General features: G+C 69.8%; 15 protein-coding genes and 1 pseudogene. 8 read left to right on the forward strand and 8 right to left on the reverse strand.

Annotation, left to right across the window (positions count from 1 at the left end):
- Positions 1-88: 88 nt before the first annotated feature.
- Positions 89-1,042, reverse strand: coding sequence for an endolytic transglycosylase MltG (gene mltG / locus ACIDOF_RS31510; RefSeq protein WP_409009584.1), 954 nt, complete (start codon positions 1,040-1,042; stop codon positions 89-91).
- 89 nt (positions 1,043-1,131) lie between these two features.
- Entirely contained in the window at positions 1,132-3,033 is a 1,902-nt protein-coding gene (locus tag ACIDOF_RS31515) for an ABC transporter ATP-binding protein (RefSeq protein WP_409009585.1), read from the reverse strand.
- Between the two features lie 120 nt (positions 3,034-3,153).
- Here ACIDOF_RS31515 and ACIDOF_RS31520 point away from each other — a divergent pair, with 120 nt between their 5' ends.
- The 3 genes from ACIDOF_RS31520 (at position 3,154) to ACIDOF_RS31530 (ending at position 8,452) form a co-directional block, all read left to right on the forward strand.
- A complete protein-coding gene (locus ACIDOF_RS31520) occupies positions 3,154-3,591 on the forward strand; it encodes a MarR family winged helix-turn-helix transcriptional regulator (RefSeq protein ID WP_409009586.1) in 438 nt (145 codons plus the stop codon).
- A gap of 152 nt (positions 3,592-3,743) precedes the next feature.
- Positions 3,744-6,665, forward strand: coding sequence for an FAD-binding and (Fe-S)-binding domain-containing protein (locus ACIDOF_RS31525; RefSeq protein ID WP_409009587.1), 2,922 nt, complete (start codon positions 3,744-3,746; stop codon positions 6,663-6,665).
- A gap of 302 nt (positions 6,666-6,967) precedes the next feature.
- Positions 6,968-8,452 carry a Gfo/Idh/MocA family protein gene (locus tag ACIDOF_RS31530; RefSeq protein WP_409009588.1) on the forward strand — a complete coding sequence of 495 codons (1,485 nt, stop codon included), beginning with the start codon at positions 6,968-6,970 and terminating at the stop codon, positions 8,450-8,452.
- Positions 8,453-8,526: 74 nt separating this feature from the next.
- On the opposite strand, the gene ACIDOF_RS31535 is transcribed toward ACIDOF_RS31530, so the two are convergent.
- Both ACIDOF_RS31535 and ACIDOF_RS31540 read right to left on the reverse strand, forming a co-directional pair.
- Positions 8,527-10,023, reverse strand: a complete 1,497-nt coding sequence (locus ACIDOF_RS31535; protein ID WP_409009589.1) for a cation:dicarboxylate symporter family transporter — start codon at positions 10,021-10,023, stop codon at positions 8,527-8,529.
- A 236-nt stretch (positions 10,024-10,259) separates the two neighbouring features.
- Positions 10,260-11,045 carry a L,D-transpeptidase family protein gene (locus ACIDOF_RS31540; protein ID WP_409009590.1) on the reverse strand — a complete coding sequence of 262 codons (786 nt, stop codon included), beginning with the start codon at positions 11,043-11,045 and terminating at the stop codon, positions 10,260-10,262.
- A 196-nt stretch (positions 11,046-11,241) separates the two neighbouring features.
- Here ACIDOF_RS31540 and ACIDOF_RS31545 point away from each other — a divergent pair, with 196 nt between their 5' ends.
- Positions 11,242-13,233: an ABC transporter transmembrane domain-containing protein gene (locus ACIDOF_RS31545; protein WP_409009626.1), complete on the forward strand. Its 1,992-nt coding sequence runs from the start codon at positions 11,242-11,244 to the stop codon at positions 13,231-13,233.
- On the forward strand, positions 13,230-15,011 hold the full coding sequence (locus ACIDOF_RS31550) for an ABC transporter ATP-binding protein (protein WP_409009591.1): 1,782 nt from the start codon (positions 13,230-13,232) through the stop codon (positions 15,009-15,011). Before ACIDOF_RS31545 ends, ACIDOF_RS31550 begins: the two co-directional genes overlap by 4 nt.
- 114 nt (positions 15,012-15,125) lie before the next feature.
- On the opposite strand, the gene ACIDOF_RS31555 is transcribed toward ACIDOF_RS31550, so the two are convergent.
- Together ACIDOF_RS31555 and ACIDOF_RS31560 are read right to left on the reverse strand one after the other, a co-directional pair.
- Entirely contained in the window at positions 15,126-15,869 is a 744-nt protein-coding gene (locus tag ACIDOF_RS31555; RefSeq protein ID WP_409009592.1) for an SDR family oxidoreductase, read from the reverse strand.
- 318 nt (positions 15,870-16,187) lie between these two features.
- Positions 16,188-16,979: a metal-dependent hydrolase gene (locus tag ACIDOF_RS31560; protein WP_409009593.1), complete on the reverse strand. Its 792-nt coding sequence runs from the start codon at positions 16,977-16,979 to the stop codon at positions 16,188-16,190.
- 144 nt (positions 16,980-17,123) lie between these two features.
- Between ACIDOF_RS31560 and ACIDOF_RS31565 the strand changes: the two are divergent.
- From ACIDOF_RS31565 to ACIDOF_RS31575, 3 genes and pseudogenes are all read left to right on the forward strand, one after another.
- Positions 17,124-19,634, forward strand: a pseudogene (locus ACIDOF_RS31565) (DEAD/DEAH box helicase); the annotation flags it as partial.
- Between the two features lie 119 nt (positions 19,635-19,753).
- Positions 19,754-20,641, forward strand: a complete 888-nt coding sequence (locus ACIDOF_RS31570) for an acyl-CoA thioesterase (RefSeq protein WP_409009594.1) — start codon at positions 19,754-19,756, stop codon at positions 20,639-20,641.
- Positions 20,642-20,730: 89 nt separating this feature from the next.
- Complete coding sequence (locus ACIDOF_RS31575) at positions 20,731-21,228, forward strand: tetratricopeptide repeat protein (RefSeq protein WP_409009627.1); 498 nt, start codon at positions 20,731-20,733, stop codon at positions 21,226-21,228.
- Between the two features lie 64 nt (positions 21,229-21,292).
- Here the strand turns inward: ACIDOF_RS31575 and ACIDOF_RS31580 are convergent, their stop codons facing one another.
- Both ACIDOF_RS31580 and ACIDOF_RS31585 read right to left on the reverse strand, forming a co-directional pair.
- Positions 21,293-22,276, reverse strand: coding sequence for a DUF6397 family protein (locus ACIDOF_RS31580; RefSeq protein ID WP_409009595.1), 984 nt, complete (start codon positions 22,274-22,276; stop codon positions 21,293-21,295).
- Between the two features lie 231 nt (positions 22,277-22,507).
- Positions 22,508-22,915: a roadblock/LC7 domain-containing protein gene (locus tag ACIDOF_RS31585; RefSeq protein WP_409009596.1), complete on the reverse strand. Its 408-nt coding sequence runs from the start codon at positions 22,913-22,915 to the stop codon at positions 22,508-22,510.
- Positions 22,916-22,959: the final 44 nt, after the last annotated feature.

The raw sequence follows: 22,959 nt of genomic DNA on the forward strand, positions 1-22,959 counted from the left end.
GTTCGGCTTGTGCTGAGTCGGCTTGCGCTGAGTCGGCTTGTGCCGAGTCAGGGCTTGTGCCGAGGCGGGCCGCCTGCCAGCTCTCCGCTCACCCCTCAGTGTTCGCCTTCACCCCCTCCGGGCCTGCCTGCTGCTGATTCTGTTGCTGGTTCTGCTGCTGATTCTGTTGCTGGTTCGGCTGCCGATCCTGCGGCTGTGCGCCCTGGGTCGCGCCCGACTGCTCGCTCGCGCGGTTGCGGTTGAACTCCTCGACGTTGCGCCGGTGTTCCTCGAAGTCGGCGGTGAACCGGGTGTCGCCGGGCTTCACCGTCACGAAGTACAGCCAGTCCCCCTCCGGCGGCGCGATCGCCGCCTGCAGCGCCTCGTCCCCCGGGTTGGCGATGGGAGTCGGTGGCAGCCCCGTCTTCTCGTACGTGTTGTACGGGCTCTTGATCTTCGTGTCCGCGTTCTTGGTGTCGAGGGTCGAACGGTTCAGGGCGTAGTTGAGGGTCGAGTCCATCTGCAGGGGCATGCCGCGGTCCAGCCGGTTGTAGACGACGCGGGCCACCTTGCCCATGTCCTGCTTGGTGTCCGCCTCAGACTGCACGATGCTCGCGATCGTCACCAACTGGTAGACGGACACGGTGTTGCGCTTCGCCCCCGCCGCGACCGCCTCCGCCCCGAACTTCTTGTTGGCCGTGTCCACCATGTACGCCAGCACCGACTTCGGCGTGGTCTTGCCGCCCAGCGGATACGTCGCCGGGAACAGATACCCCTCGGGGTTGCCGCCGGACTCGCCCGGAAGCTTCAGGCCCGCCGACCCGGCCGCCTTCTTCGTACTGCCCTTCTCGACGCCGAGCGCCTTGTCCACCGCCTCGTACACCTGGCCCGAACGCCAGCCCTCCGGGACGAGCAGGGTTTTCTGACGGTCGGCCTCGCGGTCCAGGAGGAGCAGCGGCACCGCCACGGCCGTGCCGATCACGAGAGCGCCGGTCACAACGAGCGCGACCCGGCCACGGCGGGTCAGCCGGATCTTGCCTTGGCGCGGAGTCTTGTTCACCATGTGCGCACGGTACCCCGAGAGTTAGGACAATCCGGGCACACGCGGCATATCTTCAGCCCGGAGTTCACCCTCTGCTCACCGCCTCTCGCTCAGCCCGCGGCGGCGCGCAACTCAGTGCGGGCGTCCTTGCGGACGAGGGCCGCGTATCTTCCGTTCTGCTCCATCAGCGCCTCGTGCGTACCGCGTTCGGCGATCCTGCCCGCGTCGAGGACCACGATCTGGTCGGCGGAGCGGACCGTGGAGAGCCGGTGGGCGATCGTGATGCTGGTGCGGTTCGCGGACAGGGCGTCTATCGCCTGCTGCACGGCATGCTCGGTCCTGGTGTCGAGCGCGCTGGTGGCCTCGTCGAGGATCAGCACAGGCGGGTCACGCAGGATGGTGCGGGCGATGGCCAGGCGCTGCTTCTCGCCGCCGGAGAAGCGGTGCCCGCGCTCCCCGACCACGGTGTCGTACCCGTCGGGCAACGACGCGATGTGGTCGTGGATCTGCGCCGCTCTCGCCGCCTCGCGCAGCTCCTCGTCGGTCGCGTCGGGCTTCGCGAAGCGCAGGTTGTCGGCGACCGAGGCGTGGAAGAGGTACGTCTCCTGGGAGACGACGCCGACCGCGCGGGCGAGGGTGTCGAAGTCCAGGTCCCGGACGTCGACGCCGTCGAGCGTGACCCGGCCGCCCGTCACGTCGTACAGGCGCGGGACGAGGTGACTGAGCGTCGACTTGCCCGAGCCGGTGGGCCCGACGACGGCGAGGCTGCCGCCGGCGGGGACGGTCAGGTCGACGGAGTCGAGGATGGGGGCGCCGAGCGCTCTGGGGGCGTCGGGCGCCTCGGTGGGCACGTTCGACCCTGCGACCATGGCGGCTTCGGGCTCCGCAGACGCCACGTCCGTCGCGCGCTCGGCGTCATAGCGGAACTCGACGTTCTCGAACCGGACTTCACCCTTGACCGTCTCGAGGCGGACGGGCTCGGCGGGCTCCTCGATGTCGACGGTCAGGTCCAGGTATTCGAAGATGCGCTGGAACAGGGCGAGGGACGTCTGGATCTGGACGCCGGTGGAGAGCAGGCTGACCGTCGGCCGGAACAGGCCCTGCTGGAGGGACACGAACGCGACGAGCGTGCCGAGCGAGATCGTCGGGCCGCCGAAGTGCAGCGCCAGGCCTGCCGCCCAGTAGATGACGGCGGGCATCGCGGCCATGACGATGCCGATGACGGACATCCGCCAGCGGCCCGCCATGCTGGAGCGGACCTCGAGGTCGATGAGGCGCTCGGACTCGTCGGCGAAGGAGCGGGTGAGCGAGTCGCCTCGGCCCATCGTGCGGCCCAGCAGGATGCCGCTGACGGAGAGCGACTCGGTGACCGTGGCGGCCATCGCGGCCATCTGCTTCTGCCGCTGCGTGGCGATCTTCTTGCGTTCACGGCCGACACGTCGGCTGATCCACACGAACAGGGGCAGCAGCGCGAGCGAGACGACGGTCAGCCGCCAGTCGAGCGCGAGCATCGCGACGACCGTCGCGACGACGCTCGTCAGGTTGGAGACCAGGGACGTCGCGGTGGAGGTGACCGTGGCCTGCATGCCGCCGATGTCGTTGGCGATGCGGGACTGGACCTCGCCCGTGCGGGTTCTGGTGAAGAAGGCGAGCGACATGCGCTGCAGTCGGCCGTAGACAGCCGTGCGCAGGTCGTGCATGACGCGCTGGCCGACCGTCGTGGAGATCAGCGTCTGCAGCACGCCGAAGACGCTGGTGACGACCGCGCTGAGGATCATGCCGAGGGCGAGCAGGCTGAGCAGCCCCGTCCGCCCTTCGGGGATCGCGGTGTCCAGGATCTCCTTGAGCAGGAACGGCGTCGCGACCGAGACCAGCGAGGAGGCCGCGACGAGCAGCGCGACGAGCGCGAGCCGGCCGCGGTACGGGCGGAAGAGTCGGAGGATACGGCGGATCTGGCGCGGCTGGTCGGGGTCGGGAGGTGGTGGCGTCCAGCCGGAGTCTTCGGGGTGCATGGGCCTCCTGAGAATGATCTTGAGAATGCGAGCGACATCGCACGCTTCGCGATGCCGGAACGGAGCCTAGCTCATTGTTACCTCTATTCACAATGAGCTTTGTCCTGCTAGGCTGCCGCCATGACCTCGACCGATCCGGACGGCCTGCTCGCCGACCATCTGCTCCGCCTGGCCCGGCGGCTGCACCGCGTCCAGAAGCGCCACCTCGAACCCATCGGCCTGACCCCGGCCGAGTCCAGACTCCTCCGTCTCGTCGCGCACCACGAGGCGCCGCCGCGCATGGCCGATCTCGCGCAGGGCCTGGAGGTCGTGCCGCGGGCCGTGACGACGCTGGTCGACGGCCTGGAGACGGCCGGCCGCGTACGGCGGGCGCCCGACCCGGCGAACAGACGCGTGACCCGGATCGAGCTGACCGACGAGGGCCGCAAGACCCTGCGGACCCTGCGTGACGCGCGCCGGGCCGCGGCAGAGGACATCCTGGCCCCATTGACCGCCGAGCAGCGCAAGGTGCTCGACGGACTGCTCACCACCCTGGTGGCCGACCCGGGGCACTGCTGACCGCTGCTCCGGCGGACATCCGGGGTAAGTGCTGAGCACCGGGCGACCGGCGGGTGAGAGACCACCAGGCGGCCCGGTGTGCCTGACCTGACCCTGTGTGGTCGACCTGCCGCGGCGCGGTCGACGAACGGACGACGACGGAGGAGACGCTCATGCCCCTGCTGGAGCCCAACGCGGACGCCCTGCGGCCCACCGTGCGGGAAGCCGCGCCGGCCCCGGACCGCGTCCCGGACCGGCAGGCAGGCGGCACGCCCGAGCCGCTCCGCAGCGACCTGATCGCGCTGCTCGGCGCGGACAAGGTGCTGCACAAGGTGTCCGACCTGGTGCGCTACGCCTCGGACGCCAGCCCGTACCGCTTCGTCCCGCAGGTCGTGGTGGCCGCCGAGGACATCGACGACGTCTCGGCCGTCCTGTCCTACGCACACGGCAAAGGCCGCGAGGTCGTCTTCCGGGCGGCCGGGACGAGTCTCAACGGGCAGGCGCAGGGCGAGGACATCCTGGTCGACGTGCGCCGGCACTGGGCCGGGATCGAAGTCCTCGACGACGGGGCGCGGGCCAGGATCGGCCCCGGCACGACCGTGGTGCGGGCCAACGCCACCCTCGCCCGGCACGGCCGCGTCCTCGGCCCCGACCCGGCGAGCGCCATCGCCTGCACACTCGGCGGGGTCGTCGCCAACAACGCCTCCGGCATGACGGCCGGGACGACCCGCAACTCGTACCGGACGCTCGCCTCGCTCACCTTCGTCCTGCCGTCCGGGACGGTCGTCGACACCGGCGAGCACGATGCCGACGAGCTTCTCGCGCATGCCGAACCCGCGCTCTGCGAGGGCCTGTTGGCGCTCAAGGCGGAGATCGAGGCGGACCCGGAGCTGGTCGCACGGATCCGCGCCAAGTACGAGATCAAGAACACCAACGGCTATCGCCTGGACGCGTTCCTCGACGGAGCCACGCCCGTGGAGATCCTGCGCGGGCTGATGGTCGGCTCCGAGGGCACCTTCGCGTTCATCGCCGAGACCGTCTTCGACACCCTGCCGCTCGACCGGCTGGTCTCCACGGCCCTCCTCTTCTTCCCGTCGCTGCCCGCCGCCGCGGCCGCCGTACCGAAGTTCAACGAGGCCGGGGCGCTCGCCGTGGAGCTGATGGACGGCAACACGCTGCGCGCCTCCGTGAGCGTCGCCGGCGTGCCCGCCGACTGGGCCGACCTGCCGAAGGACACCACAGCCCTGCTCGTCGAGTTCCGCGCCCCCGACGAGGAGCGACAGCGTGCCTACGAGGAGAAAGCCGGGAGAGTCCTGGAGGGGCTCCAACTCGTCGCGCCCGTCGCGTCGGTGACGAATGCGTTCACGCGTGACGCGAAGACGATCGCCGGGTACTGGAAGGCACGCAAGGCCTTCGTCACCGCCGTCGGCGGATCCCGGCCTTCCGGTACGACGCTGATCACCGAGGACTTCGCGGTGCCGCCCGCGCGGCTCGCCGACGCCTGCACCGCTCTCCTCGAGCTGCAGACGCGGCACGGATTCGACGCGGCCGTCGCCGGGCACGCCGCCCACGGCAACCTGCACTTCCTGCTCGCCTTCGACGCGGGCAAACCGGCGGACGTCGAGCGGTACGCGGCGTTCATGGACGAGTTCTGCACCCTCACCGTGGAGCGGTTCGACGGCTCCCTGAAGGCCGAGCACGCCACCGGCCGCAACATCGCACCGTTCCTGGAGCTGGAGTGGGGGCCGAAGGCGACGGAGTTGATGTGGCGGACCAAGCAAGTCATCGACCCCGACGGGGTGTTGGCGCCCCGCATCGTGCTCGACCGCGACCCGAAGGCGCATCTGCGGGGCCTCAAGACGATCCCGCAGGTGGAGGCGATCGCCGACCCGTGCATCGAGTGCGGCTTCTGCGAGCCGACCTGCCCCAGCCATGACGTGACGACCACGCCGCGCCAACGCATCGTGCTGCGCCGCGAGATGATGCGCCAGTCCCCCGGCTCCCCGGTCGAGGACGGCCTCGTCGAGGCATACGGATACGACGCCGTGGACACCTGCGCCGGCGACTCCACCTGCAAGCTGGCCTGCCCCGTCGGCATCGACACGGGACTGCTGATGAAGGACTTCCGGCACGCCCGGCACACGCCGCGCGAGGAGCGGATCGCCGCGCTCGCCGCCCGCAACTTCAAGGCCGTCGAGGCCTCAGCGCGGCTCGCCGTGGCCGCCGCCGACAAGATCGGCGACCGACTCCTCACCTCCGTGACGCGCACCGCGCGCAAGGCCGTCCGCCCCGACCTCGTACCCGAGTGGCTCCCCGAGATCCCCGGCCCGGCCGCCCGCAGACTGCCGCCGACCTCACGCGTCGGGGCCACGGCCGTCTACTACCCGGCGTGCGTCAACCGCATCTTCGGCAGCCCCGGCGAGGAACTGTCACTCGCGCAGGCCGTCGTCGCCGTGTCCGCCCGCGCGGGCAAGCCGGTGTGGATCCCGGACGACGTCAACGGCACCTGCTGCGCGACGATCTGGCACTCCAAGGGGTACGAGGCGGGCAACCGCGTCATGGCCAACCGCATCGTCGAGGCCGCCTGGGGCTGGACGGCCGGCGGTCGGCTGCCGCTCGTCGTGGACGCCTCGTCGTGCACGCTGGGCATCGCGCACGAGGTCGTCCCGTATCTCTCGGACGACAACCGGGAGCTGCACGCGGAACTCACCGTCGTCGACTCGCTGGTGTGGGCCGCGGAGGAACTCCTCCCCCATCTGACGGTCCACCGCACCGTCAACTCGGCCGTCCTGCACACCACTTGCTCGATGCGGCACCTCGGCGACGGCGACCAGCTCAGACAGCTCGCCGAGGCCTGCGCCGACGAAGTCGTCACGCCCGACGACGAGGCCTGCTGCGGCTTCGCCGGCGACCGCGGAATGCTCCACGAGGAACTCACCCGCGCCGCAACGGCCCGCGAGGCGGCGGAAGTCACCTCCCGCCACTACGACGCGCACCTGTCGGCCAACCGCATGTGCGAGGTGGGCATGGACCATGCGACGGGGCGCAGTTACCACTCCGTGCTGGTCGAACTGGAGCGGGCCACTCGGGAGTGAGGGCCGTCAGCGCTGAGCCGACAACGGTTCTGTACACCCTGCCCTGAACGCAACGGCCTGACCGTGCCGGCCTGTACGCCCTGCCCTGCCCTGCCCTGTCCTGTCCTGAGCTCCTGCCCTGAACGCCTGCCTGAACGCAGGCCGTGCCACGCCGTGCGCTGCGCGGAATCAGGGAGTCCAAGTCCGTTCGCGATAAGTCCAAATCCCCGTCCCTGTCGGTCCCTTGCGCGAGATGTGATCTTCCGGACAGGGTGGCGTCGCCGTTGCTTCACCCACGTACCACCTACGCGTACGGAGGTCCCATGCACGACGACAAGTCCCTGCCGCAGTCCGCGCAGTCCGACGGTTCGGTCGAGGAGACGGGCGCGAGTCCCGGGCAGGACGGCTCCGGTGTGTCCCGCAGAACCATGATGCGCAACGCCGGGATCGCCGGTGTGGGCCTGGGCCTCGCCGGGCTCACCGGGGGCACCGCGCACGCGAACCCCGCCGCCGCGACGACTCCCGCGCAGGCCACCGCGGCCGCAGCGGCCCCGCCCCGGCAGGGCGAGACCATGATCGGGGTGCCGTTCGAGAAGCGGTCCACGGTACGGGTCGGCATCGTCGGGCTCGGCAACCGCGGCGGCAGCATGATCGACCTGTTCCTCGCATTGCCGCAGGTCAGAGTGGTGGCGCTGTGCGACCCGGTCAAGGAGAAGACCGCCGCCGCCGCGAAGAAGGTCACCGACGCCGGGCAGCCCGCCCCAGCCACGTACACCAACGGCGAGGACGACTACGAGAACCTCTGCAAGCGCAGCGACATCGACTTCGTGTACGTCGCGACGCCGTGGGACTTCCATTTCGACATGGCCAAGACGGCGATGCTGAACGGCAAGCACGTCGGCGTGGAATGTCCGATCGCCCTCGAACTCGGCCAGCTCTGGGAGCTGGTGGACCTCTCCGAGCGCACCCGCAAGCACTGCATGCAGCTGGAGAACTGCTGTTACGGCAAGAACGAGATGCGGGTCCTGCGCATGGCGCACGCCGGACTCTTCGGTGAACTCCTGCACGGCGCGGGCGCGTACAACCACGACCTGCGCGGCCTGATGTTCGACCGGGACTACTACGAAGGGCCCTGGCGTCGCCTCTGGCACACGCGGCTGCGCGGCGACTTGTACCCGAACCACGGCTTCGGCCCCGTCTCCAACTACATGGACGTCAACCGCGGCGACCGCGTCACCCACATCTCCAGCTTCGGCACCCCGGCGCTCGGCCTCGCCGAGTACCGCAAGGCCAACATGCCGCCGGGCGACCCGAGTTGGAAGGAGACGTACATCGAGTCCGACCGCACGATCAGCCTCGTGCAGACGGAGAAGGGCCGAGTCATCCGGCTCGAGCACGATGTGTCGACGCCACATCCGTACTCGCGTATCAACAGCCTCGGCGGCACGAAGGGTGTGTTCGAGGACTACCCGTCGCGGATCTACCTGGAGCCCGGCCACACCGACGACAAGTGGCACGACTTCGCCGAGTTCGCCGACTGGGACCACTGGCTGTGGAAGGAGCACTCCAACCCGCCCGGCGGTCACGGCGGCATGGACTACATCATGGTGTTCCGCCTGATGCAGTGCATGCAGCTCGGCCTCGTACCCGACTTCGACGTGTACGACGCGGTGACATGGACCGCTCCGGTGCCGCTGAGCCACGCGTCGATCAAGGCGAACGGCGCGCCGCAGGAGATACCCGACTTCACGCGCGGCCTGTGGAAGAAGGCCCGGTCGGGGGTGGATTCGGAAAAGCCGGCCGGGTGAGTGCGCGGCCGGGGCAGCACGCGTGATGTGGTCCGGCCCCTCGTGCTGTGGGGCCGGACCACATGGCGGCTAGATCAACTCGCCTCCGCCTTCGAGAGGTTCGGGTTCGTGGAGTCCGTGGGGGCCTTCGCGGAGTCCGAGGAGGCCGGGGAGTTCCGCACGTCCCCGGATTCCTGCAGACCCTGCGGTCCCTGGGAGCCCTGCGAGTCCTGGGAGCTCGGCGACTTCGAGAGCTTCGGCGTGCCCGCGGCTTCCTCCCCTTCCTCCTCCGGTACGAACGCGATCTCCCCCGACAGCACCTTCTTCGCCTTGTCCCGGTCCAGCGCGCCCTCCCAGCGGGAGACCGCGAAGACCGCGATGCAGTTGCCGAGCAGGTTCACCGAGACGCGCATCGCGTCCATGATCCGGTCGACGCCGAGGAGCAGGGCGACGGCGCCGGCCGGGATGACTCCGAGTGCGGACGCGGTGGCGGACAGCGCAAGGAACGCGGAACCGGGAACTCCGGCCATGCCCTTGCTCGTCAGCATCAACACCAGGACGACAGTGATCTGTTGTCCGAGCGTCAGGTCCACGCCGACGGCCTGCGCGATGAAGAGCGTGCCGATGGAGAGGTAGATCGAGGCGCCGTCGAGGTTGAAGGAGTAGCCGGTGGGCAGAACCAGCCCCACGGAGTCGTCACGGCAGCCGGCCTGGCGCAGCTTCTGCATCATGCGCGGCATCACGGTCTCGCTGGACGCGGTGCCGAGCGCGAGCAGGATCTCCTCACGGGTGTAGCGGATGAACTTCCACAGGCTCAGCCCGGTGACGGCCTTCAGTGCGACTGCGAGCAGCAGGAGGAAGATCAGCGCCACCGCGTAACAGACACCGATCAGCTTTCCGTACGTGGAGAGCGCGCCGAGGCCGTACTCCCCCACGAGGTGGGCGGTCGCGCCGAACACCGCGATCGGGGCCAGCTTCATGATGAAGCCGACGACCGCGAACACGACTTCCTGCGCCTGCTCGATGGCAGGCAGGATCGCGGGCACCTTGGTGTTGCCGAGGTGCAGCAGCGCCGCGCCCACCAGGCAGGCGAGGACGAGGACTTGGAGCAGGGAGTTCTCCGCGAACGCGCCGACGGCGCTGTCCGGCAGCGAGTGCAGGATGAACTCCGAGGTGGACGGCAGCTCGCCGCCACCGGTCTTCTCGTCGACGGCGGACGCGTCGAGCTTCGACGGGTCGACGTTCATGCCGTCGCCGGGACGTACGAGATTTCCGGCGACGAGGCCGACGACGAGCGCGGCGGTGGTGGCGACCTCGAACCAGATCAGGGCCTTGAGCCCGATCCGGCCGAAGGCCTTCAGGTCGCCCGCCTTGGTGATGCCGGCGACGACCACGCAGAACACGAGCGGGGCGATCATCGCCTTGATGAGTCGTACGAAGCCGTCGCCGAGCGGTTGGACGGCGGAGCCCACCTCGGGCCACAGCCGTCCGACGAGGACTCCGATCACAAGAGCGCAGGCGACCTGCGCGAACAATGAGGTACGCAACAAACGTGCGACGCGTCGCGGTATGGACGGTACGGACTGCGGCACGGGCACTCCTCCGAAGGGACTTCTGGTATGCGGAAAGCGACTTCCGCGAGGCGTCACTCTGACTGAGAGATGAGCCTTGGAGAAGACGTCGGTGTCAGATCCGCGTAAATCTTGGATCTTGCTACAAGGAGTGGCGATGTGAGGTCGCCTGCCCGAAGGGTGGAGATACGCGCGAGTAGGCCCGGGAGGCTGTCAGGCCGGGCTCGTACGCGCGCACGTGCGCGCGGTCGCGTGGCTCAGGAGTCGGCGAGGTTGCCCTTGTCTCCCATGACGATCACCGGGTGCGCCTTCGGGTCCAGCTCGCGCAGCAGGTACTGCATCGCCGACTTGGACACGCTCACGCATCCCGATGTGCCGCTGCCGTGGTCCAGGTGCAGCCAGATGTACCCGCCCTTGGACTGGCCCTGCGGACGGTTCGGGTCGTTGGGCGGGGTGCCCTTGACGCGGTTGTAGTCGATCGCGATGACGTGGTCGAAGTCGTGCCAATGCGTCTTCGGCCAGGCGCGGGAGGCCTGGAACGCCGGCGACTCCGTGTACGGAAGCCGGGCGTCCGGCGCGGCGAGCACACCGCCCGCGTCGCTCAGCGTGAACACCCCGACGGGGCTCCGCTTGTCGCCCTCGCGGTGATCGGTGGTCCAGCCGCGCTTGCCGTTGTGCGCGGGCCAACTGCGGGTGCGGTCCCAGGTCTTGCCGTGCTTCTCGTACAGGAACACCGTGGAGTCGGCGGAGTCCTCGCCCTCGCCGCGGACCACCAGGGCCTGGCGGGAGTCGGCGGGGATGCGGCGGTGCAGGCGGGTGCCTACGTCGGGCAAGCGGGTGAGGTCCTGTGTGCGCTGCTCCGCGCCCTGCCCGCCCTTCCCTCCGGTCTTCCCGACGGAACCGCCGTCCTCCCGGCCGCTCTTCGCGTGGCTGTTCTCCGCCGAGCTGCAGGAAGTGAGCGTCGCCAGCGCGAGCGCCGTCGCGACAGCCGCCCCGAGAACCGTGCGCACAGTCCGCACTCCGCCCACCCCCGATGTCCGCATACGCACCATCGTCCCACCCGTTGGCGCGGCCACCCGCCCTCCGGGCGGCGCCCGCCGCAGGAATGACCGGTTCTTTGCAAGCAGACAGAAAACCGTTTGCCTCGGCCCCCGTTTCGGAGTCAGCCTTGCACGGTTTCCCCCACGCATTCAGCGCCGCGTGCGCCGGCGCGGCGCGCCGATCGACCTCTGGGACGTCATGCAGATCAGCGATCTTCCGTACGCCGACCCGGGCGTGCCCGACGCCCGCTCGGGCCCCCGGTTCCTGTGGTGGCTCGGACGCAACCAGACGGGTGGCCAACTCAGGTCGCTCGCCTGGGGCTTGCTGCACTTCATCACCGTGATGACGCTTCCGTACGGCGTGGGCTTCGCCGTTCAGGCCGTCGTCGAGCGGTCCGGTTCGCGGCTGGCGCTCGCCGGGGTCATGCTCGTCGTCTCCGGCGTCGGCATCGCGCTCGGCGACACCATGCTGCACCGCACCGCCGTCACCAACTGGATCACCGCCGCCGCCCGCGTGCAGCAGCTCCTCGCCCGCAAAACCGCCCACCTCGGGGCCGCGTTGACGCGACGCGTTGCCGCCGGCGAGGTCGTCGCGGTGTCGACCGGCGACGTCGAGAAGATCGGCTGGTTCGTCGAGGCCGTCTCCCGGTTCACGGCCGCGGCCCTCACAGTCGTGCTCGTCTGCGTGGGACTCGTCGTCTACCAGCCGGACCTCGGTCTCGTCGTGGCCGTCGGCGTACCCCTCGTCGGCCTCGGCGTCCTGCCGCTGCTGCCGCGCGCCACCCGGCTCGCGGACGCCCAGCGCGACAAGGCGGGCAAGGCCACCGAGCTCGCCTCGGACACGGTCGCCGGGCTGCGGGTGCTGCGCGGGATCGGCGGTGAGGAACTCTTCCTCGACCGGTACCGCCGCGCCTCGCAGGACGTGCGCCGCGCCGCCGTGCGCAGCGCCCGCATGTGGTCGCTGATCAGCGCCGTTCAAGTGCTCCTCCCTGGTCTGCTGCTCATCGCCGTGGTCTGGCACGGCCTCGGTCTCGTACGGGACGGCCGCGTCGCCGTCGGCGAACTCGTCACCGTGTACAGCGCGGTGATGCTGCTGGGCTATCCGTTGCGGCACTTCGAGGAGATCGCCATGGCGTACTCCTTCTCCCGCCCGTCCGCGAAACGCGCCGCCCGCGTTCTCTCGCTGGAGCGCGACACCGCGGGCGGGGCGATCGCCGGGCCGTCGGACGCCGCCGGGGTGTCGGAAGCCACCGAGGTACCGGAGGTTGCCGAGGCGCCGGAGGTTGCCGGGCTGTCGGGCGCTCCCGAGGCAGCCTTCGCCGCCCCGGGCGGGCCCGAGCATGCTGTCGTGCCCAGCGGTGATCTGTACGACCCGCTGACCGGCCTGCTCGCCCCCGAGGGCCGGCTCACCGCCGTGGTCTGCGGCGATCCCGACGAGGCGGGTCGGCTCGCGGAACGGCTCGGCGGGCACGCCGCCCTCGACACTCCCACCCCCTCCGTACGCCTGGGAGACGCGCAGCTCGACGCCCTTCCCCTAGCCACGGCTCGTACCGCCGTCCTCGTTCAGGACAAGGACCCGGTCCTGCTGTCCGGCACGCTGCGCGAGCTCCTCGACGTACCGGCCTCCGGCAAGGTCACCGTCGAGGACGCGCTGGCAGCAGCCGAGTGCGCCGACGTCCTGGACGCCCTCGCGCAGAACTCGGTGGACGACGACCCGATGGAAGCGCCCATCACCGAACGCGGCCGGTCGCTCTCCGGCGGGCAGCGCCAACGCCTCGCCCTGGCACGGTCGTTGGTGACCGACCCCGAGGTGCTCGTCCTGGACGAGCCGACCTCCGCCGTCGACTCGCACACCGAGGCACGCATCGCGGACGGCCTGCGCACCCTCCGCCGAGGCCGCACCACCGTCGTCTGCACCTCCTCCCCGCTGCTCCTGGACCGGGCCGAGCGTGTGGTGTTCGTCCACGAAGGCGAGGTCGCAGCGGTCGGCGTACACCGTGAACTCGTCCATACCCAGCCCCTCTACCGAGCTGTCGTGACCCGCGAGACGGACGCGGAGCAGCAGGACCGCGAGCGCGGCACCGACAGCCCCCGCATCGGGTCCACGGACTCCGATCGGGCGGCCGGAGGGAAGACCTCAGCCAGGGTCGGCGCGTCCGACCTCGGCCTCGATATCGAGGAGACAGCATGATCGGCCTGGCGCCACCGGAGTACGATCCGGCGGCTCCCCGCACCACGGAGACCCTGCCGGTCGGCAGCCCCGCGACGGTACGGGCGTATGTGCGTGAACTGCTCGGCCGGCACCGCAAGGCCTTCGCCCTGCTGATCACGGTGAACGCGGTCGCGGTGATCGCGTCGATGGTCGGCCCCTCCCTCCTCGGTGATCTCGTCCAGCAGGCCGCCGACGGGAACGGCGACCTCCAACTGGGCCGCGCCGTCGCCCTGTTCTCGGCCGCGCTGGTCCTGCAGGCGGTGTTCATCCGGCTCGTACGGCTGCGCGGCGCCATGTTGGGCGAGCGGATGCTGGCCGACCTCCGCGAGGACTTCCTGATCCGCTCCGTGGGGCTGCCTCCGGGCGTCCTGGAGCGCGCCGGCACCGGCGACCTGCTGTCCCGCATCACCACGGACATCGACCGGCTCGCCAACGCCATGCGTGAAGCCGTGCCACAGGTGACCATCGGCGTCGTCTGGATCGGCCTGCTGATCGGCGGCCTCGCCTTCACGTCGCCGCCGCTCGCTCTGTCCGTGCTGCTTGCGGTGCCCGTGCTGGTCATCGGCTGCCGCTGGTACTTCAAGCGCGCCCCGTCCGCGTACCGTTCGGAAGCCGCCGGGTACGCTGCGGTCGCCGCCGCGCTCACCGAGACCGTGGACGCGGGCCGCACCGTGGAGGCGCACCGGCTCGGCGCCCGCCGCGTCGCCCTGTCCGACCAGCGTGTCCGGGAATGGACCGCGTGGGAGCGGTACACGCTCTACCTCCGTTCTGTGCTGTTCCCCGTCATCAACGCCACGCATGTCACTGTCCTGACGTCGGTCCTCCTCATCGGCGGTGTCTTCGTCCTGCAGGGCTGGATCAACGTCGGCCAGCTCACGACCGGCGCCCTGATCGCCCAGATGATGGTCGACCCGGTCAACCTGATCCTGCGCTGGTACGACGAGCTCCAGGTGGCCCAGGTGTCCCTGGCCCGGCTCGTCGGCGTCCGCGAGATCGAGCCCGGCGCCGGCGACTCGTCCATCGCCCCCGACGGTCGCGAGGTCACGGCGGACCAGGTGCACTTCGCGTACCGCCCGGGTGTGGACGTCCTGCGCCAGGTGTCCCTCACCGTGCAGCCCGGCAGCCGGGTCGCACTGGTCGGCCCCTCCGGCGCCGGCAAGTCCACCCTCGGCCGGCTGCTCGCCGGGATCTACGGCCCGCGAACCGGCTCGGTCGCCCTCGGTGGCGCGGAGCTGTCCCGGATGCCCGCCGAGCGGGTCCGCGAGCATGTCGCGCTGGTCAACCAGGAGCATCACGTGTTCGTCGGCTCACTCCGCGACAACCTGCTCCTCGCCCGGTCCGACGCTGAGGACGCCGAACTGTGGGCGGCGCTCGGCGCGGTCGACGCCGACACGTGGGCCAGGTCGCTGGACGACGCCCTGGACACCGAGGTCGGCTCGGGCGGCTTCACGCTCACTCCGGCTCAGGCTCAGCAGATCGCCCTGGCGCGGCTGGTCCTGGCCGATCCGCACACGCTGGTCCTGGACGAGGCGACGTCGCTGCTCGACCCGCGCGCGGCCCGGAACCTGGAGCGGTCCCTGGCGCGTGTGCTGGACGGCCGCACCGTCGTCGCTATCGCGCACCGCCTGCACACCGCGCACGACGCCGACGTGATCGCGGTCGTCGAGCAGGGCCGGATCAGCGAGCTGGGCAGCCACGACGAGCTGGTCGCCGCCGACGGCGCGTACGCGGCGCTCTGGCGCTCCTGGCACGGCTGAGCCCCTACGGTCCCGGCACGGCCGAGCTCTTGCAGTTCCGGCACGGCCGAGCCCTGCGGGGAGGACAGGAGGTGCTGTCGGACGGCAGCACCTCCACTCACCGTCCCGCGTCCGTCAGCCGATGCCGCCCGTCGCCCGGATGTTCTGCCCCGTTATCCAGCGCCCGTCCGGGCCCGCGAGGAACCCGACGACGTCGGCCACGTCCGACGGCTGCCCCAGTCTGCGCAGCGGGGTCATGGCGACGGCCATGTCCAGGTTCTCCGCCGAGTTGGTGCCCCGCAGCAGATCGGTGTCGGTCGCGCCGGGCGACACCGTGTTCGCCGTGATCCCTCTCGGCCCCAGCTCCTGCGCCGCCACTGCAGTCAGCTGCTCGATCGCGCCCTTGCTGGCCGCGTACGGGGCGTTCCGCGGAGCCGGGCGGACCGTGTTCAGCGTCGAGATGGTGACGATGCGGCCGTCGTCCCGCATGTGCCGGGCCGCGTACCGGATGGTGAGGAACGCGGCCTTGGCGTTGACCGTCATAGCCCGGTCGAAGACGTGTTCCTCGGTCTCCGCGAGCGGCGCGACCGTGAAGTTCAACGCCGCGTTGTTGACCAGGATGTCCAGCCCGCCGAACCGTTCGTCGGCGATCTCCATCAGGCGCTCGGGCGCCCCCGGCTCGGCCAGGTCGAGCCGCACCCCGTGAACGCTGCCGCCGGCGTCCTCGACTGCTCGTACGACATCGGCTGCCGCGTCGGCGCTCTGCGCGTAGTTGAACACCACGCTCGCCCCGTCACGCGCCAAGCGCTCCACGATCGCCCGGCCGATGCCCCGCGAACCCCCGGTGACGACCGCCGTCCTGCCCGTCAGCACGCCCATTACGCCCTCCCCGTCTCGTGACGTCCCCGCCCCTCGGACACGACTCGAATCTACGCCCTGAAACACCCGGAATCTGACGTTCCCACAGGCTGGAACATTCGCTGAGAGCAGAGCGCGGACCGGCATGAAACCAGGCCCGGCACTAACGCGTGGGGAGGCCAGAAGAAGCCTTCCTGAGCCGACGGTCGAGTGGAGTCTCACCCTGAAGTCGAGGTTGAGGCAGAGCCCGAGGCGCCAGGGAGCCAAATGCCGCTGAGCGCCCTCCGGCAACGCCTGGAGGACGCTCAGAGACCGCCTAGATCACCTGCAGCACAGCCTCTAGATCACATTCAGCGCCGCCGCACCGCCCACGCCGCCCAGCAGCATGAACACCGGCATCAGCACCTTCAGCTCCACCCAGCTGCCCGCACGGAACCGCATGCCCTTCGGCGGGCCCATCGGGTACCAGCGCTTGCCCGCGATCGGGATGGGCCACAGGATCGGGCAGCCCGACACCGTCAACGCATCTCCGATGTCATGCACCAGCGCGCCGAGGACGATCGGCAGCCCCAGCCACAGGTACTCCTGGCCCGGGCCCGTGAACAGCCAGTTCGCCCCGTTGCCCGGCTCGTCCAGGACACCCGCGAGAATCCACGCGCTCGTCGCACCGAGCAGCCACACCAGGACGTCACTCGAAACCCGCGCCGCCCGCCACAGCAGGCCCTCCACCGCCAGCACCAGATGCACGAACAAGATCGCGAGAACCGCCCACCGGCCGCCCGTGATCGCCGCCACGGACGCACCGCCGCCGATCAGCACCGCCCACAGCCACGTGTGCGTCAGCGTCCGGTGCCCCCCGCTGCGCCGCGCGTCGTGCCGCGACTTCGTCGCCTTGTAGACGGCGTACGACAGCTTGTCGACCACCTCGCACAAGCCGCGCGAGATCGGACCGAAGGCCCGGGAGATCGTCGCCGACTTGTGGTCCAGGTCAGGGGCGAGCGCCGCACCCGCGCAGATCAGTGCGCCGACGACGAGAACCGGCCAGGGCATCGGGTGCCCCGCGGCAGCCGCCGCCGCTCCCACCCCCAGCCAGGCCGCCGCTCCCGACAGTGAGTGTGCTGGACCCATCATGGCCGTGCCCGCCCCAAATCTCGTTCTGCTGACGCCCAGTTGACGCATGGTCGGGCGCCCGGTCGACGGCACAGCGTAACGCTCGTGATCTTCCCGCCGACCTCCGGTTCCCTGATCGGGGGTGCGGGCAGGCAAGATGGGGGTGTGACCCTTATCGATCAGCTGCCGCCGGACGCCGACCCCGATGCCCTCTTCGACGCCTTCTCGTCATGGACCGAGGAACGGGGCATCACTCTCTATCCGGCTCAGGAGGAGGCGCTGATCGAGGTGGTCTCCGGCGCCAACGTGATCTTGTCCACGCCCACCGGCTCCGGCAAGAGCCTGGTCGCCGCCGGCGCGCACTTCGCCGCCCTCGCCGCCGACAAGGTCACCTTCTACACCGCGCCGATCAAGGCCCTCGTCAGCGAGAAGTTCTTCGACCTCTGCAAGCTCTTCGGCACCGAGAACGTCGGCATGCTCACCGGCGACGCCTCCGTGAACGCCGACGCCCCCGTCATCTGCTGCACCGCCGAGGTCCTCGCCTCCATCGCCCTCCGCGACGGCAAGGACGCCGACATCGGCCAGGTCGTCATGGACGAGTTCCACTTCTACGCCGAACCGGACCGCGGCTGGGCCTGGCAGATCCCGCTCCTCGAACTCCCGCAGGCCCAGTTCATCCTGATGTCCGCCACCCTCGGCGACGTCTCCATGTTCGAGAAGGACCTCACCCGCCGCACCGGACGGCCCACCTCCGTCGTCCGCTCCGCCACCCGGCCCGTACCCCTCTCGTACGAGTACCGCCTCACCCCCATCACCGAGACGCTGACCGAACTGCTCGAGACGAAGCAGTCGCCCGTCTACATCGTGCACTTCACCCAGGCACAGGCCGTCGAACGCGCCCAGTCCCTGATGAGCATCAACATGTGCACCAAGGCCGAGAAGGAGCAGATCGCCGAACTCATCGGCAACTTCCGCTTCACCACCAAATTCGGCCGCAACCTCTCCCGCTACGTACGCCACGGCATCGGCGTGCACCACGCGGGCATGCTGCCCAAGTACCGCCGCCTCGTCGAAAAACTCGCACAAGCCGGACTCCTCAAGGTCATCTGCGGCACCGACACCCTCGGCGTCGGCGTCAACGTCCCCATCCGGACCGTGCTGTTCACCGCCCTCGCCAAGTACGACGGCAACCGCGTACGCGTCCTGCGCGCCCGCGAGTTCCACCAGATCGCAGGCCGCGCCGGACGCGCGGGCTTCGACACCGCCGGATTCGTCGTCGCCCAGGCGCCCGAGCACGTCATCGAGAACGAAAAGGCACTCGCCAAGGCCGGAGACGACCCGAAGAAGCGCCGCAAGGTCGTCCGCAAGAAGGCGCCGGAAGGTTTCGTCGGCTGGACCGAGAACACCTTCGAGAAGCTCATCGCCTCCGAACCCGAGCCGCTCACCTCCCGGTTCCGCGTCACCCACACCATGCTCCTGTCGGTGATCGCCCGCCCCGGCAACGCCTTCGAGGCCATGCGCCGCCTCCTCGAGGACAACCACGAGCCGCGCAAGAACCAGCTCCGCCACATCCGCCGCGCCATCGCCATCTACCGCTCGCTCCTCGACGGCGGCGTCGTCGAAAAACTCGACGAACCCGACGCCACCGGCCGCATCGTGCGCCTCACCGTCGACCTCCAGCAGGACTTCGCGCTCAACCAGCCGCTGTCCACGTTCGCGCTCGCCGCCTTCGAACTCCTCGACCCCGAATCCCCGTCGTACGCCCTCGACATGGTGTCCGTCGTCGAATCCACCCTCGACGACCCCCGGCAGATCCTCGCCGCCCAGCAGAACAAGGCACGCGGCGAAGCCGTCGGCCAGATGAAGGCCGACGGCGTCGAGTACGAGGAGCGCATGGAACGGCTCCAGGACATCTCGTACCCGAAGCCCCTCGAAGAGCTGCTGTGGCACGCCTACGGCCTCTACCGGCGCTCACACCCGTGGGTCGGCGACCACCCGGTCTCGCCGAAGTCCGTGATCCGCGACATGTACGAACGCGCCCTGTCCTTCACCGAGTTCACCTCCTTCTACGAACTCGCCCGGACCGAAGGCATCGTCCTCCGCTACCTGGCGAGCGCGTACAAGGCCCTCGAACACACCATCCCGGACGACCTCAAGTCCGACGACCTCGAAGACCTCATCGCCTGGCTCGGCGAAATGGTCCGCCAGGTCGACTCCTCACTCCTCGACGAGTGGGAACAGCTCGCCAACCCCGAAGTCGAAACCGCCGAAGAAGCCCAGGAAAAGGCCGACCAGGTCAAGCCGGTCACCGCCAACGCCCGCGCCTTCCGCGTCCTCGTCCGCAACGCCATGTTCCGCCGCGTCGAACTCGCCGCCCTCGACAACGTCGACGAACTCGGCGAACTCGACGCCGACTCCGGCTGGGACGCCGACGCCTGGGGCGAAGCCATGGACGCCTACTGGGACGAGTACGACGACCTCGGCACCGGCCCCGACGCCCGCGGCCCCAAACTCCTCTCCATCGAGGAAGACGCCGCCCACGGCCTGTGGCGCGTCCGCCAGACCTTCGCCGACCCCAACAACGACCACGACTGGGGCATCAGCGCCGAAGTCGACCTCGCCGTATCAGACGAGGAAGGCCGGGCTGTTGTTCGGGTTACGGGGGTGGGGCAGTTGTGGGGGGGGGGGGGGGTTCCGGGGGGGCTTCCCCCCGCCCCCCTCCCCTCCTCCCAGCCCAGCCCCCGCCCAGCCCGCCCCGCCCCGCCCCTCGTGAAGATGACCACCGGGAGCCCCTGATGACCACCAATCCCGCAGAGAGACTCGTCGACCTGCTCGATCTGGAGCAGATCGAGGTCAACATCTTCCGCGGCCGCAGTCCGCAGGAGTCACTGCAGCGCGTTTTCGGCGGCCAGGTCGCCGGCCAGGCCCTCGTCGCCGCGGGCCGCACCACGGACGGCGACCGGCCCGTGCACTCGCTGCACGCCTACTTCCTGCGTCCCGGCCGCCCCGGCGTGCCCATCGTGTATCAGGTGGAGCGCGTCCGTGACGGCCGCTCCTTCACCACCCGCAGGGTCACCGCCGTGCAGCAGGGCCGCACGATCTTCAACCTCACCGCCTCCTTCCACAAGGCCGAGGAGGGCAGCTTCGAGCATCAGCTGCCGCCTCGTATCGACGCTCCCGCCCCCGAGACGCTGCCGACCGTCACGGACGAGATCCGGGCCCATCTCGGCGCGCTGCCCGAGCAGTTGGAGCGGATGGCTCGGCGGCAGCCCTTCGACATCCGGTATGTCGACCGGCTTCGCTGGACGCAGGACGAGGTGCAGGGCGCCGAGCCGCGCAGCGCCGTGTGGATGCGCGCCGTCGGACCGCTGGGTGACGATCCGCTCGTCCACACCTGCGCCCTCACGTACGCGAGCGACATGACGCTCCTGGACGCTGTGCGCATCCCCGTCGAGCCGTTGTGGGGTCCGCGTGGCTTCGACATGGCCTCCCTCGATCACGCCATGTGGTTCCACCGTCCTTTCCGCGCCGACGAGTGGTTCCTGTACGACCAGGAGTCGCCGATCGCGACGGGCGGCCGTGGTCTCGCGCGTGGGCGGATCTATGACCAGCAGGGTCAGCTTCTCGTCTCTGTCGTGCAGGAAGGCCTGTTCCGTCGGAACGAGCCCGGGGCCGCCTCGTGACCGACCAGGACACTCGACTCGACGACGGCGGGCACTCGGAGGCCGGATCTGCGGACCACCGACCCGCGGATCAGCGACTCGCGGAAGCGATACGGCTACGCGAGAGCGGGCAGCCGGCCGAGGCCCGGGAGCAATTCCTCGCGCTCGCCGAGGAGTTGCCGGGCGACACCCAGGTCGCCTATCAGACGGCCTGGGTGCACGACGTGCTCGGGCTCGAGGTCGACGCGGTGCCGCACTATCAGCGTGCGCTGGAGATCCCCGGAGGCCCTGGCAGCCTCTCTGCCGGCGACCGCGCCGACGCGCTGCTCGGGCTCGGCTCCACGTATCGCGTTCTCGGCAGGTACGAGGAGTCCGTGGACACGTTGACGGCGGCGTCTGCGGAGTTCCCCGAGAACGGTGCCCTCAAGGCGTTCCTCGCGATGGCGCTGTTCAACGTGGGTCGCCATCACGACGCGATGGAGCTGCTGCTCACGCTGGTCGCCACGACGAGCGACGATCCGAACGTCGCCGAGTACCGCCCAGCGATTCAGCACTATGCGCAGGATCTGAACGAGACGGTCGAGAGCGTCCCTGAAAGCCATCCGTAGCATTGGCTCCCCCTCTCAATTCGGCGTTCTCGACAGCTTGTTGACGATTTATCGGCAAGCAGTGTCAGCCGTTTCCGCGGCCGATCCAGCTCAGCAGTGCGCGGCGGCGCTTGCGTCCTTGAGTGGCGGGCTCGCCTGAGGCTTCCTGGGTTGCTTCTTCCCTGGGGCGGTCGGGTTGGATGGTGTCGGCATCCCGCAGGCTGCCGCCGTCGCCTTGCTCTGGCCCAAACGCTGTTACGGGAGCCGGAACTTCGCCGTCCGGTCGTGGGGCCGGGTGGTCGTTCCTCGCCTGATCCATGACGAGGCCGAGCGTCGTGCGCAGCCAGCGGATCTCGTCCGGGTCGTCCGCCTGCAGGACGCGTGCGGCGACTTCTGCAGTGGGTGAGTCGGGGCCGCCGGGCAGGTTTGTCGACTCGGGGCGGAGACGGTTGAGGTAGGCGCGCTCGTACGGGTCGGGCACGATGTCCGCGACCTGCGTGGGGTCGAGCATGGATGCCGTCACTGCGGCGGTCTGCCAGGGTCCGTCGGCGAGACTGAGGAGGTGGCTGCAGTGGCGTTCGCGCCAGCTGCGGGCGCGGCGGTCCTCTCCCGCGCCGAGGCGGCTGCGCAGGGTGACGGGTGCCTGGCCGGAAAGGAGTGAGGCGTTGGCTTCGGCGAACTGGCGGACGTCGTCGGCGAGGTAGAGCCACACCAGTGTGCGGTACCGGTTCAGGTAGAACTTGACGGGGGCGAGGAAGCCGAGGCGGGCGAGCTTGGTGAAGCGGTCGCGGGTCACGCCCATGAGTTCGGCGCCTTCGGTGGTGCCGACGACTTTGACGCGTTCCCGCAACGCGTGCGGAAATCCCGGCGCGGACTGGAGTCGCTCGATCTCAGCCCGCGGGATGCGCCAGCGCCCGGGTTCCTGGCCGGCGATGGTGCGGACGAGGCCGAGCTGGACTGCGAGGAGCAGTTCGGTTCGTTTCAGGCCGAGGTCGGCGGCCGCGCGGCCGGGTGCGTAGCTCGACGCGAGTGTGTGAACTGACTTGGTGGGTACGGCTTTTCCGGACATGGTGGTCCCCCGTGAGGTCGGTCTGACTACTCTCGGTGAAGACCGTAGCCGGGTCCGGCTCACGCCGCTCGGCCTGTGGATAACTCTGCTCGACGGCCCGGAAACCCCGTCATCACGGCTCGGTTGCGGTGTCGCGAGCCGCCGCGAACCGCTGTCTCACGGCGGGTACGTGTCGGCGTCATCGGTGGCGGCGGGCCGTCCGATGACGCCGACGGCTGGTCGTGCCCCGGATCAGAGATCGACGGCCGGTGAGCTGTGGCGTGCTCCGACTCCGAGGTGTTCGCCGACGCGATTCACGAGCAGTGTCATCTCGTACGCCACCTGACCGATGTCGGCGTCCGCGGAGCTCAGGACGCAGAGACAGCTGCCGTCGCCCGCGGCGGTCACGAAGAGGATCGCCTCGTCGAACTCGATCATGGTTTGGCGTACGTTGCCTGCGCCGAAGTGGCGGCCTGATCCCTTGGCCAGGCTGTGCAGGCCCGAGGAGACCGCCGCCAGGTGTTCGGCGTCCTCTCGTCGCAGGTCCGAACTCGCTCCTGTCACCAGGCCGTCGTTGGACAGGACAAGTGCGTGCCGGACGTGTTCGACGCGCTTGGTCAGGTCGTCGAGCAACCAGCCGAGTCCTGTGTTTTGCACCATGTTTCGGACCTCCCCGTTCCGCCTTTGCACGCAAGCCTTCACCA

The organism is Streptomyces sp. Da 82-17 (assembly GCF_046098215.1).
In the GTDB taxonomy this organism is placed as follows: Bacteria; Actinomycetota; Actinomycetes; order Streptomycetales; family Streptomycetaceae; genus Streptomyces.